A 12,673-nucleotide genomic window follows, 5' to 3' on the forward strand; every position below is an offset into this window, starting at 1 on the left:
GTTGCGCCCGCCGGTCTTGGCGGCATACATGGCCATGTCCGCGCGGTGCAGGCTGACCTCGATCGCCGCTGTCGGATCGCCCGCGCTCAGGCCAATGCTGGCGGTCGCGCGCACGATTCGGCCCGATGGCGCACGAACGCGGAGCGCCTGGATGGATGTACGAACATGTTCCGCGCGCCGCACCGCTTGGGCGCTGTCACACCCGGTCAGGCAAATGGCAAATTCCTCGCCCCCCAAGCGACCGCAGATCGCGTCGGGGTGCAGCGATTCGCGGATAGCCTGGCCGACCGCCTGCAACACCGCGTCACCGGCCTGATGGCCATGATCGTCGTTGAATTGTTTGAAATGGTCGATGTCGATCAACAGATACCAATTGCCCGGCCGACCATGGGCGACGCTCGCCCGATCGAAAAAGGCATTGCGCGTCAGCAACCCGGTCAGCCCGTCAATCTGCGCCAGGCGGGCCAGCTCGGCGACGCGCTGCTCCAATTGTTCGCGCAGATGCCGGTTCTCCTCCGCCTGACGGGTCAGGAGCAGGCAGACCGGCGTCGACAGGCTGCTGGCACAGAATATGCCGACGAAGAAATAGCGCGCCGGAATGAACATGCCGGGGATCGCCGAGACCAACGCCATGATGACCACCGTGCCGACGATCGAGATGATGACGCAGCAGACGATTTTCCGTTTCGGACCCATGAACGGGTGCGTAACGACAGAATGTAAATAAGCTATTTCCGTTAAGGGAAGGACTATTATTCCACCCAGTCGAGCCCGATGTCGCGATAGATGCCGCGATCATTTTCCCAGTCTTCCTTGACCTTCACATGCAGATACAGGTGGACCTTGACCCCCAGCAACGCGGCGAGTTCCTCGCGCGCCTTCGACCCGATTTCCTTCAGGCGCTGGCCGCCCTTGCCCAGCACGATCGCGCGTTGTGTCGGACGGCCGACCAGGATCTGCTGATGGATTTCGACCGACCCGTCCGGCCGTTCCTTATATTGCTCGGTATCGACGGCGGTGGCGTAGGGCAGTTCCGCGTGCAACTGGTGATAAAGTTGTTCGCGCGTGATTTCGGCGGCCAGCATCCGGTCGGTCGCATCGGACACCTGGTCCTCCGGGAAATGCCACGGCCCTTCAGGCATGGCAGCGGCGAAGGCAGACTTGAGTTCGGGCAGGCCATCGCCGGTCGCGGCCGACACGAAGAAGATTTCGTCGAAGCCCAGCGTTTCGTTCAACTTCTCGGTATGGACGAGCAGCTTTTCCTTGATGGCGATATCCACCTTGTTGAGGATCAGCCATTTGCGTTCGCTGCGATGCTTGAGCGATTCGATGATCGGCTCCAGCTTGGGACCGCGCCCGGCCTTGCCATCCACCACCATCGCAATCAGGTCCGCACCTTGTGCGCCACCCCAGGCCGCCTGCACCATCGCGCGGTCCAGCCTGCGCTTGGGCGCGAAGATGCCGGGCGTATCGACCAGCACGATTTGCGCATTGCCCTCGATCGCGACGCCCATGACGCGGGTGCGCGTGGTCTGCGCTTTGGGACTGGTGATCGCCACCTTCTGCCCCACCAGCGCATTGACCAGCGTGGACTTCCCCGCATTGGGTGCACCGACAACGGCAATTACGCCGCAGCGCTGATTGGTTTCTGAAACTTCCAAGCCGTCCAAAATATACTCCGTTCGCCCTGAGCCTGTCGAAGGGCTTTACTTGTCTATCTTTGATCGCGCCAAGGTGGAGATCAAAGACCAATCTTCACGGATCAGCGCTAGCTTCTTTGCTCGGCTCCAACCCTTGATCTGCCGCTCGGCTTCCAACGCCTCTATACGTGTGCCGAACGATTGCGACCAGACCAGTTTCACTGGCAGGCGCGTTTGGGTGTATCCGGTGATCTGGCCTGCTTCATGCTGCCCGATGCGTGTCTCCAGATTATCCGTATGACCCACATAAAAGCTGCGGTCGGCGCAATGGAGCATGTAGGTCCAAAAGGGCATCGGAACATCAAGCCTTCAAAAGAGACCGTTCAGGCTGAGCTTGTCGAAGCCCTCTTTTAACTTCAAGAAGAGGAGCCCTTCGACAGGCTCAGGGCGAACGGGCTTTTTAGATTTCTTTACCCCGCCAACTTCTCCAGCAGCGCCGCCGCTGCCGCCGTTTCCGCTTCCTGCTTGGACCCGCCGGTCGCGCTTGCCTCGCCCGCGCCCTTGATACTGACGGTCACGGTGAAGCGCAAAGCATGGTGCGGGCCGGATCGGTCCATCATCACATATTCGGGCGGCTTGCGCTTGTTGGCGGCGGCCCATTCCTGCAGCGCGGACTTGGGATGGCGCGGCGCGGCGGTCTGGGTATCGACCCGGTCGGCCCACAGGCGGCGGACCAGCGTGCGCGCTTCCTCCAGCCCGCCCTCCAGATAGAGCGCGCCGATCAGCGCTTCCATCACGTCGCCCAGCACATTGTCGCTATTGGCCGCGCCATCGTCGCGCGCCTGCTTGCCCAGCACCAAATGGGTCGGCACGCCCGCCGCGCGCGCCACCTCGGCACAGGTTTCGCCCGACACCAGCGCGTTGAACCGGCGCGACAGCTTGCCTTCAGGCTCACCGGCAAAGCGTTCATACACCCATTCGGACACCAGCAGGCCCAGCACCCGGTCGCCCAGAAATTCCAGCCGTTCATAATTGTCCGGCTTGGCGCTGCCATGGGTGAGCGCCTGGTGGAAGGGTGCGGGATCGCGCGGCGCGCGGCCGATCAGCGCCTTTAGCCAGCCCGTCGTATCAGGCCCATGGACGCTCAATTTCAAAAGCCTTCCCCGATGCGGCTCCAGCGCGCGGCGGAAATCCAGGTCCAGGGCAGCAGCCAATTGGCGCTGCCGTCGGTGGAGAAGACCGAAATCATCGCCTTGCCGACCAGATTTTCCTCCGGCACCAGCCCGATGCCGCCGCCTTCGACCGCCGGGAAGCGGCTGTCGGCGCTGCGATCGCGATTGTCGCCCATCATGAAGAGATGGCCTTCGGGCACCAGCACCGTGTCGCGATCGTCCGCCGCGCCGTCGGGCACGAGGTCGAGGACATTATAGCTGCGCGCGGGATAATCCTTGCCCGCAGGCAGGGTCTCGCGGAACTGCGGGTAACGGCATTGCTTGCCGCCGCCCGCCGCCGGTTCCTCGAAATCGGGCCGATAGCAAGGCGAGACCGCGCCTTCCTTGGCAGCGGCCTCAATCATGTTCGGGGTCACCGGGATGACGAGGTCGGCGACCTTTTGCTTGGGCACAGCCGCGCCGTTCAGATAGACCGTACCGCCGCGCACGGCGATCATGTCACCGGGCAGGCCGATGACGCGCTTGATATAGTCGTTCTTCTGGGTCGGGGGGGCCTTGAACACCACCACATCGCCGCGTTCGGGCGTGGAGGCGAAGATGCGGCCGGGGATCAGCGGGACGCTGAACGGCAGCGAATAGCGCGAATAGCCATAGGGCCATTTCGCCACCAGCAGATAGTCGCCGATCAGCAGGCGGGGCTGCATCGATTCCGATGGAATGTTGAACGGCGAAATGATGAAGCTGCGCAGGATGAAGACGAACAGGCCCAGCCTGGCGAGAAACCATAGGAAGTCCCGCGTTTCCGATTTTGCAGTCATGGGTGGTCGTCTTGTCCCTTGGATGCGCCGACAACGCGGCCGTGGCGGCTTGTGAAGCCTGGCGTCGGGCACGTCAAGCATGTCCTTGACCATGCAAAGCGCGCGAAAATTGGGTAAGGACAGGAAGAATCGACCGGTGCAGCGTCGATCTCGACCAACGTCATAGGGGACCATCGCATGCCCAGCACTGCACTGGCGGCCATCGCCGCACTGCCTATCGCCGATCTCAAGTCCATTTTCACGACCGATCCCGACCGCCTGTCCAAACTGGTCCTGTCGCAGGGACCGATCCGGTTCGACTGGTCCAAGACCCATCTGACCGACGCGTTGATGGCGCACTATCTCGACCTGGCACAGGATCAGGGCTTCGCCGCGCGCCGCGATGCGCTGTTTGCGGGGGAGGCGGTGAACAATACCGAAGGCCGCGCGGCCGAACATACCGCCGAGCGGGGCGAGGGCAAGGCCGACAGCGTGGCGCAGGCCAAGGCGCTGCACAACCGCATGCGCGCGCTGATCGACGCGATCGAGGCGGGCGCGCTGGGCGAAATCCGCCACATATTGCATATCGGCATTGGCGGGTCGGCGCTCGGCCCCAAGCTGATCGTCGATGCGCTCGATGGCGATGGCGTGCGTTATGATGTGGGCATCGTCTCCAATGTCGATGGCACAGCGCTGGAGCGGGCGATCGAGGGCTTCGACCCACACACTACGCTGATCGCGATCGCCTCCAAGACCTTCACCACCAGCGAAACCCTGCTGAACGCGGCGAGCGCGATCAACTGGATGGTCGAGGGCGGGGTGGAAGACCCCTATGGCCGGGTGATCGCGTTGACCGCCGCGCCCGACAAGGCAATCGAATGGGGTGTTGATGAAACCCGCATCCTGCCCTTCGCCGAATCAGTGGGCGGGCGTTATTCGCTCTGGTCCTCGATCGGCTTCCCTGCTGCGCTGGCGCTCGGCTGGGATGCGTTCGAAAGCCTGCTGGAAGGCGCAGCCGAAATGGACCGCCATTTCCGCCTGTCCGCTCCAAATGAGAATATCCCGCTGATCGCCGCCTTCGTCGATCAATATTATAGCCGCGTCATGCACTGCCAGACTCGCGCCTTGTTCGCCTATGATGAGCGGCTGGCGCTCTTGCCTTCCTACCTCCAGCAGTTGGAGATGGAGAGCAACGGCAAGGCGGTGCAGCTTGATGGATCGCCGGTGGATGGTCCCACCGCCGCCATCACCTGGGGCGGGGTCGGCACCGATGCGCAGCATGCGGTGTTCCAGTTGCTGCACCAGGGGACGATCCTCTCGCCGGTCGAATTCATCGCCTCGATCGAGCCGGGCCATGCGCTCGACCCGGCGCATCATCGCGCGCTGCTGGTCAATTGCTTCGCGCAGGGGGCGGCTTTGATGCGCGGCAAGGATAATGATGCCGACCCGGCGCGCGCCTATCCCGGCAACCGGCCATCGACCACGATCCTGCTCGAAGACGTCACGCCCCATGCGCTGGGCGCGCTGATCGCCTTCTACGAGCATCGCACCTTCGCCAACGCCGTACTGATGGGCATCAACCCGTTCGACCAGTTCGGCGTCGAATTGGGCAAGGAAATCGCTAAGTCGATCGAGGCGGACGGTGCCAAGGGGTTCGACCCCTCGACCATGGCGCTGATCGAACTGGCGCTGGGCGACGACTAGATAAGCAGATCCGTTCGTTTCGAGCGAAGTCGAGAAACGCTGACGCAGCGCTTCTCGCTTCTCGACTTCGCTCGAAGCGAACGGCATTGGTTTGCTCAAAAGAAGCAAGATTCCCGTTTGTAACTCAGGTGCCCACCCGCCATATCTCCCGCAACCAAGCGGAGGCCAGGCATGAACGACTATGATTTCGACCTTTTCGTCATCGGTGCAGGATCGGGCGGCGTGCGCGCCTCCCGCGTGGCAGCGGGGCATGGCGCGAAGGTCGCGGTGGCCGAGGAGTTTCGCGTCGGCGGCACCTGCGTCATTCGCGGCTGCGTGCCCAAAAAGCTGCTTATCTATGGCGCGCATTTCGCCGAAGATTTGAAGGACGCGCGCCGCTTCGGCTGGAACGTGCCCGATTGCGGGTTCGAATGGGCGACGCTGCGCGACAATGTGCTGGGCGAGGTCGACCGGCTCGAAGGCCTCTACAAAAATACGCTCAGCAGCCACAAGGTCGAGATGATCCCCGAACGCGCGACCGTGACCGGCCCGCACAGCGTCAAGCTCGCCAGCGGCCGCGAAGTCACGGCGAAATATATCCTCATCGCCACCGGTGCCTGGCCGATCCTGCCGGATATCGAAGGCGCGGAACATGGCATCACCTCCAACGAGGTGTTCCATCTCGACCAATGCCCTAAGCGCATCGTCATCGTCGGCGGCGGCTATATCGCCAATGAATTTGCCGGCATCTTCCATCAGTTCGGCAGCCTTGTGACCATCGTCAATCGCTCCGGCACGCTGCTGCGCGGCTATGATGAACAGATTCGCGACCGATTGCTCCAGATTTCCATGACCAAGGGGATTAATTTCCGCTTCAATGCGAAGATGGAGAAGATTGAGAAGAATGAAGACGGCACGCTCTGCGTCCGCTTCAAGGATGGTGATCCGGTCCCGGCCGATGTCGTGCTGTTCGCCACCGGGCGCAGGCCGCACACCGAAGGGTTGGGGCTGGATAGCGCGGGCGTCGATCTGGCCGACAATGGCGCGATCAAGGTCGACGAGTATAGCCGGTCGAGTTGCGAGAGCATCTATGCGGTGGGCGATGTGACCGACCGGCTGCAACTGACCCCGGTTGCGATCCGCGAGGGCCATGCCTTTGCCGACACGGTGTTCGGCGACAATCCGCGCACGGTGGATTATGACTGCGTGCCCTCGGCCGTGTTCAGCCACCCACCCTTGGCAGGCGTTGGCCTCACCGAAGCGCAGGCCAAGAACAAGCTCGGAACGGTGCGGGTCTACACGTCCGACTTCCGGCCGATGAAATATGTGCTTGCAGGCCGTGAGGAGCGGGCGCTCTACAAGATGATCGTGGACGCCACGACGAACAAGGTGGTCGGCCTGCACATGATCGGTCCGGATGCGCCGGAGATATTGCAGGCGGCTGCAGTGGCGGTGAAAGCGGGGCTTACTAAGCAGGATTTCGACGACACCGTTGCACTGCACCCCAGCATGGCCGAAGAATTGGTGCTGTTGAAATAATCAGTTCGCGCTGAGCGTAGCGAAGCCACTTCACCTCGATCAGTGGAGGGCTTCGACAAGCTCAGCCCGAACGGATTTTTCAGATTGCAGCGAAGGTCACCACCAGCGCGTCGCGCCAGGCGGGGCGGGCGGGGTCGTGCGGGTGGATTTCGGTTACGCCATGCAGGATGCGGCGATCGTCGATCAGCATGGCGTCGCCCGGCTGCGCCAGCATGAATTCGCCGAGCGGCGTGCCGTCGGGCGCGCCGATGCGGGTAACGCCTTCGCGCACATTGTTGCGCTCGACCAGCATGACGAAGACATGATCGACGCCGTCGCGGTGCAGCCCTTCGGGGGTCGGGCGGCCGACTTCGTCGGGCTTCGCTTCGATGCGGAACTGGTGCATTTCGACATGCCAGCGACCCTGGGCGGCTGGGTCGAATTGGGCCGCGCACAGGGCGAAGATGGCCTGGCAGACCGGGTTGTCGACAACCGCCTGTTCGACCGGATCGAACCAGCGCTGCACGTCGCCGTTGAGCCGATTATAGTCGCGGCTTTGATAATGGGGCTGGTGCGGCATGCGCGTAAAACGGCCATGGTCGCACAGGAAGACGGCATGGCGGCGGCGGCGATAGCGGCCGCCGTCGGCCATGTAGAGATCGGGGCCGAGGTCGTTCCAACTGGCGGCGAAGGCGTGCCAATCGGCCGCATCGGCACGTAGTCGCGCGATCGTGTCGTGCCCCTCCAGCCGGGCATAGCCGATGGCGGTCATGCTGTCGCTAAGGGTGCTATCGGGCAAAGGCGGGTGGTTGGTCATGCAAGGGGCCATAGTGCCCCCCGTCAACGAACGACAGGGCCATTTGCCCCCAGCCGGATCGCGCGCGTCAATGGCGGAAGAAGAGCGTCAGCGAGGCGACATGATTGACGGCGGTGCGCCCGCCGCGCTGATCGACCACTTGCGCGAGATAGCCGACCTCCGCCGTGGACGCGCCGGGCAGGCCCAATTCCACCCCGACGAAGCCGCGCGCCTGATCGAAGCCGCCTTTCACGCCCCAGTCGGTGTCGTTGAGTGCGACGAACCCTTCGGCATAGACCAGCGCGTTGACCGCATCGCTGCCCGGCCGCAGCGGCTTTTCGTAGCGGAGCATTTCGCGGACCCGCCAGCCCATAGCATCGCCGTCCGATCGCCAGCGCTGTTCTAGCCGGGTGCGCGACATGAGTTCGCCGCCCCAGGGTTTACCGAGCGTCCAGTTGAGTTGCTGGAAGCTGCGATCCTCGTTCACATCCGCGCCGTTTTCGACCGGCGACACGATATGGGCATAGCCCTGATAGACGGTGACGGTGGGGGATAATTTCCAGCCCAGCGCGCCGCGAAAGATCGCCTGATTGACCCGCGACACGCCATCGCCGATGCGCGGCTGGATTTCGGCGAGATAGACGAGGTCGCCCTTTACCGATCCCATCGCTGTCAGGTTGAGCCAGACCTGTTCGTCCTGGCTGGTCTGGGCGTGAGCCGGTGTCGCCGCGGCGATGAATAGCGCGGACAGGATGAGGGGTAGGCGGCGCATGGAGCGCTCCTTTGCTGGTGAGCGTCGATGAGCGTCAGGTGATGACGCTGGGCTGGTCCATGCCGGTATAGCCTGCAATGTCCGCCACTTCCTGCGCAGCGGCGATAAGCGGGGCGAGGGCGTCGCCCGTTGCCATGCCAAGGTCGCCATCTGTATCGACATAGCGTTCGAGATAGACGCGCAGGGTCGCGCCTTCAGTGCCGGTGCCCGACAGGCGGAATACGACGCGCGATCCGTCGGTGAACAGGATACGGACGCCCTGATTGCGGCTGACCGATTGGTCGGTGGGATCGGTATAGGCGAAATCGTCGGCGCTCTTGATCGTGCCGCCGCTGTTGGTGGTGTCGGGCAGGCGGTCGAGCGAGGCGCGCAGCGCCGCCATCAGCGCGTCGGCCTTGTCCTTGGCGATGGCTTCATAATCGTGGCGGGCATAATAATTGCGGCCATAGGTCGCCCAATGATCGGCCATGATCGCAGCGACGCTTTCGCCGCGCACGGCCAGGATGTTGAGCCATAGCAGGACTGCCCAGATGCCGTCCTTTTCGCGCACATGGTCAGAGCCAGTGCCCGCGCTTTCCTCGCCACAGATGGTCGCCATGCCCGCGTCGAGCAGGTTGCCGAAGAATTTCCAGCCTGTGGGCGTCTCATAGAGCGGCACGCCCAGTTTCTCGGCCACGCGGTCGGCCGCGCCGCTGGTCGGCATGGAGCGGGCGATGCCCTTGAGGCCCGCGGCATAGCCGGGCGCGAGATGGGCGTTGGCCGCCAGCACCGCGAGCGAATCCGACGGCGTGACATAGCAATGCCGTCCGATGATGAGATTGCGGTCGCCATCGCCGTCGGAAGCCGCGCCGAAATCGGGCGCGTCCGGGGCCATCATGCGGTCGTAGAGTTGCTTGGCATGGACGAGGTTCGGGTCGGGATGATGATGGCCAAAGTCCGGCAACGGCGTGCCGTTCATCACCGTGCCCTGCGGCGCGCCGAGCCGCTTTTCGAAAATCTCGACCGCGTAAGGCCCGGTTACCGCGCTCATCGAATCGAAGGCGAGAGTGAAGCCGCCTGCAATCTTCGCGCGGATCGCGGCGAAATCGAACAGGCTTTCCATCAGGTCGGCATAGGCGGCGACGGGATCGACCACGTCGACGGTCATGGTGCCCAGTGTCGCCGTGCCGATCGTGTCGAGATCCGTGTCGGGGGCGTCGAGGATCTTGTAGCTTTCTATCGACAGGGTGCGCTCGATGATCGCGTCGGTCACCTTTTCAGGCGCCGGGCCGCCATTGCCAATATTATATTTGATGCCGAAATCTTCGTCCGGGCCGCCCGGATTGTGGCTGGCCGACAGGACGAGGCCACCAAAGGCACCCGATGCGCGGATCAGGTGCGAGGCCGCGGGGGTGGACAATATGCCGCCCTGGCCCACCAGCACGCGGCCAAAGCCATTGGCCGCCGCCATTTTCAGCACGATCTGGATGACTTCGCGATTGAGATAGCGCCCGTCGCCGCCGACGACCAGGGTCTGCCCCGCAAAACCGTCCAGGCTGTCGAACACCGACTGGACGAAATTTTCCGCATAATGGGGCTGTGCGAAGATACGCACTTTCTTGCGCAGGCCCGACGTGCCGGGCTTCTGGTCCGTGAAAGGCTGGGTCGAAACGGTCTGGATCACGCGGGCATCCCTTTAGTGTCGGTTCTTGTCTCTATGGCCCGGCTGGACGGACCTTTTCAATCCAGCATGTTCAACGCTTTTGTGCAAACCAGATGACATGGCGCGGCCCCTTGCCATTGTCGCGCGCGCGCACGGCGACTTCATCGACCGCAAATCCGGCGCTGGACAGGCGGCGGGTGAAGGCATCGTCCGACCCTGCCGACCAGACCGCGAGGATGCCGCCCGGCGTAAGCGCCGCCCGCGCCGCCGCCAGCCCGGTCGCGCTGTAGAGCCGGTCATTGGCGGCGGCGGTCAGGCCGTCCGGGCCATTATCGACGTCGAGCAGGATGGCGTCATAACAGGCGCGTCCCGCGGCGATGACGGGGACGACATCGCCCATCCGCAGATCGACGCGCGGGTCATCGAGGCAGCCATCGGCCAATTCCGCCATCGGCCCGCGTGCCCAGTCGATGATTTCGGGCACCAGTTCCGCGAGCGTGATGCGCGCATCCTGCCCCAGCACGCCGAGCGCCGCGCGCAGGGTGAAGCCCATGCCATAGCCGCCGATCAGCAGATGGGGTGCCTTGCGCCCTGCCAGTCGCTCGATCGTCATCAGCGCCAGCGCCTTTTCCGATCCGCTCATCCGGCTGCTCATCAATTCATTGCGGTCGAGCACGATCATGAAATCGCCGCCACGCCGGTACAGCATCAGTTCCTGCCCCCCTGGCACGGCGGCAGACCCCAGAAATTCGCGCGGCGTCATGATCGATCCTTTGGTGATGGCGTTGTGGCGCGCATGGCAGTTTGGCGTGCGTCGCGCAAATGCTACGGCGTGTCGCACGGCATGGCATGTGGGCGGCGGCGATGCTATCGGCCCTGTCCTATCGGACACGGACAAGGCAGTTCTTCTTTTCATGCGCTATTTTCTCGACACCGAATTTAACGGCTTTGGCGGCGTGCTGATCAGCGTCGCGCTGGTGCCCGAACATGCGGACGATGAAGAATTTTACGTTTCGCTGCCGCTGCCCGACGATGTCGAACCCTGGGTGGCGCAGCATGTCGTCCCCTATCTGCGCCATGTGCCGCCGGGCATCGATCTGGAATTGAACCGGGTGGAGGCGGCCGACCATGTCGCGGCCTATCTGGAAGGGGATAGCGATCCCGTCATCATCGCCGACTGGCCGGAGGATCTGGCGCATTTCTGCGCGCTGCTGGTGACCGGGCCGGGGCAGATGGCGGGGGTCGATTTCGGGCTGCGGCTCGAACTGATCAACGCGGCGGGGTTCAGCGCGGCGGCCAATAGCCGGGTGCCGCACAATGCCCTGCATGATGCGCGGGCGTTGCGCGATTTCTACATGGCCGACTGACGACCGCGACGCGCGCGTTCCAATAGCCAGAGCAAGGCGCTGGCGATCAGCCAAGCGAGGGCGAAGGGCCAGGATGGGCCGGGTGCACTGTCACCCCCCCGGTCGGTCGTAGTTGGCGGGCGCAGCGCGAGCATCGCGGCCCGATCGCGCGCGGCGCGCATCGCGGGCAGGGCTTGGGCGGGATAGATATAGAAGGACTGGCCAGCGCCGGTCCGGTGCCAGCCTGCGCTATCCGGCCAGAAGGCAGCGCATCCCTGCACCGGCAATATCGTTGCCCGCCGTCCATCGGGGCGCTCGACCGGCGTCGGGGCGGGCAGGCCGCATAGGGTCAGGCGCTCGTTCGCCCAGCCGATCAGGCCAGACTGTTGCACGCCGGAGGCCGGGCGGATGACGGTGCGCAGCAGGGCATTCCACCAGTCATTATGCAGCGCGCGATGGCCGGTCAGGGTCAGCGCATAGCTGTCCACGCCCGCGAACAGGGTGATGCGCCCGGTGCCGATCGCGCGCCACTGGGCGAGCGGTGCGTCGCTGGCGTCCTGCAACAATGTGGGTGCCTGCGCGGCGGGGGTAAGGGGCAGGCGGCTGACATCGGGCAGCAGATCGTCGGGCGTGGCGATATCGACCGGCGCGTCAGTGCTGCCGATGCCAAGACGGGTGCTGCTCAGCGCGGGCGCGGCGACTTTGGGCAGGGCAATGGGGGCAAGATCGCCGCCGCCAATGCCGAAGCCCAAGGCGCGCCATTGGCCGCGTGTCGCGCCATCGATCGGCCCGCTGGGGCGCAGCACCAAGCCCAATCCTTCGCGCGCTGCCCCGGTCAGGACGCCGCGCTGCGCCGCCCAACTGCGATCATCGACGATGGCGAGGTCGAACCGCCGCAGCGTTGCGCCGTTGATGGCGATGGTGGGATCGCCGAGCGCAATGCCGCCGCCCGCACTCATCTGCGTCGTGACCGTGAAGCCTGCGTCAGTCGCCCAGCGGCGCAGATATTTGACCTCCGGCCCCGGTGCGGCGGCGAGGATCAGCAGGCGCGGGGCTGCGCTATCGCTTACCAGCAGCGGGACGGCGGCTTGCTCGACCACGCGCTGCCCATCCCGCACGCACAGGGTGAAAGCGGTGGTTCCAGCGGCGCGGGCGGTACCGGTCAGAGTGAAATGGCCGTTCGCTTCGGGCGTGGCGCTGTCGGTCACGCGCCCGGCGGGGTCTAGGAGGTCGATGGTCGCGCGGGGGAGGGCCGTGAGTTGACCACCGACGCGGAAGGCCTCGCCCGGTGCGACGCTGCGGGGCGG

Annotated in this window: 13 protein-coding genes; 3 read left to right on the top strand and 10 right to left on the bottom strand. The window is 64.2% G+C overall.

What is annotated here, in order from left to right; genetic code table 11:
• The 5 genes from IL54_RS13355 to lepB form a co-directional block, all read right to left on the bottom strand.
• Positions 1 to 696: GGDEF domain-containing protein (locus tag IL54_RS13355; RefSeq protein WP_193378851.1), on the bottom strand; the 696-nt coding region annotated here is incomplete at its 3' end.
• A gap of 56 nt (positions 697 to 752) precedes the next feature.
• The gene (gene era / locus IL54_RS13360; RefSeq protein WP_037476308.1) at positions 753 to 1,661 is read right to left on the bottom strand and encodes a GTPase Era; all 909 of its coding nucleotides are present in this window, start codon (positions 1,659 to 1,661) and stop codon (positions 753 to 755) included.
• A 45-nt stretch (positions 1,662 to 1,706) separates the two neighbouring features.
• The gene (locus tag IL54_RS13365) at positions 1,707 to 1,994 is read right to left on the bottom strand and encodes a GIY-YIG nuclease family protein (RefSeq protein WP_037476309.1); all 288 of its coding nucleotides are present in this window, start codon (positions 1,992 to 1,994) and stop codon (positions 1,707 to 1,709) included.
• A gap of 116 nt (positions 1,995 to 2,110) precedes the next feature.
• Positions 2,111 to 2,794 carry a ribonuclease III gene (rnc, locus tag IL54_RS13370; RefSeq protein WP_037476311.1) on the bottom strand — a complete coding sequence of 228 codons (684 nt, stop codon included), beginning with the start codon at positions 2,792 to 2,794 and terminating at the stop codon, positions 2,111 to 2,113.
• Positions 2,791 to 3,630, bottom strand: coding sequence for a signal peptidase I (lepB, locus tag IL54_RS13375; protein ID WP_037476314.1), 840 nt, complete (start codon positions 3,628 to 3,630; stop codon positions 2,791 to 2,793). Before lepB ends, rnc begins: the two co-directional genes overlap by 4 nt.
• A 177-nt stretch (positions 3,631 to 3,807) precedes the next feature.
• On the opposite strand from lepB, the gene pgi reads away from it, so the two are divergent.
• Complete coding sequence (pgi, locus tag IL54_RS13380; RefSeq protein WP_037476316.1) at positions 3,808 to 5,313, top strand: glucose-6-phosphate isomerase; 1,506 nt, start codon at positions 3,808 to 3,810, stop codon at positions 5,311 to 5,313.
• A 171-nt stretch (positions 5,314 to 5,484) separates the two neighbouring features.
• Positions 5,485 to 6,831, top strand: a complete 1,347-nt coding sequence (gene gorA / locus IL54_RS13385) for a glutathione-disulfide reductase (RefSeq protein ID WP_037476318.1) — start codon at positions 5,485 to 5,487, stop codon at positions 6,829 to 6,831.
• A gap of 79 nt (positions 6,832 to 6,910) precedes the next feature.
• On the opposite strand, the gene IL54_RS13390 is transcribed toward gorA, so the two are convergent.
• The 4 genes from IL54_RS13390 to IL54_RS13405 form a co-directional block, all read right to left on the bottom strand.
• On the bottom strand, positions 6,911 to 7,627 hold the full coding sequence (locus tag IL54_RS13390; protein WP_037476319.1) for a 2OG-Fe dioxygenase family protein: 717 nt from the start codon (positions 7,625 to 7,627) through the stop codon (positions 6,911 to 6,913).
• Positions 7,628 to 7,694: 67 nt separating this feature from the next.
• Entirely contained in the window at positions 7,695 to 8,378 is a 684-nt protein-coding gene (locus IL54_RS13395) for a DUF2490 domain-containing protein (RefSeq protein ID WP_037476320.1), read from the bottom strand.
• A gap of 34 nt (positions 8,379 to 8,412) precedes the next feature.
• Positions 8,413 to 10,041, bottom strand: coding sequence for an alpha-D-glucose phosphate-specific phosphoglucomutase (locus IL54_RS13400; RefSeq protein ID WP_037476321.1), 1,629 nt, complete (start codon positions 10,039 to 10,041; stop codon positions 8,413 to 8,415).
• 70 nt (positions 10,042 to 10,111) lie between these two features.
• Positions 10,112 to 10,783: a spermidine synthase gene (locus IL54_RS13405; RefSeq protein WP_037476323.1), complete on the bottom strand. Its 672-nt coding sequence runs from the start codon at positions 10,781 to 10,783 to the stop codon at positions 10,112 to 10,114.
• 151 nt (positions 10,784 to 10,934) lie between these two features.
• On the opposite strand from IL54_RS13405, the gene IL54_RS13410 reads away from it, so the two are divergent.
• On the top strand, positions 10,935 to 11,387 hold the full coding sequence (locus IL54_RS13410) for a hypothetical protein (RefSeq protein WP_037478656.1): 453 nt from the start codon (positions 10,935 to 10,937) through the stop codon (positions 11,385 to 11,387).
• On the opposite strand, the gene IL54_RS13415 is transcribed toward IL54_RS13410, so the two are convergent.
• A partial coding sequence (locus IL54_RS13415; protein ID WP_193378852.1) for a carboxypeptidase regulatory-like domain-containing protein occupies positions 11,372 to 12,673 on the bottom strand: 1,302 nt, incomplete at its 5' end. The genes IL54_RS13410 and IL54_RS13415 overlap by 16 nt on opposite strands.

Origin of the sequence: Sphingobium sp. ba1 (assembly GCF_000743655.1) — a bacterium.
Taxonomy (GTDB): Bacteria; Pseudomonadota; Alphaproteobacteria; order Sphingomonadales; family Sphingomonadaceae; genus Sphingobium.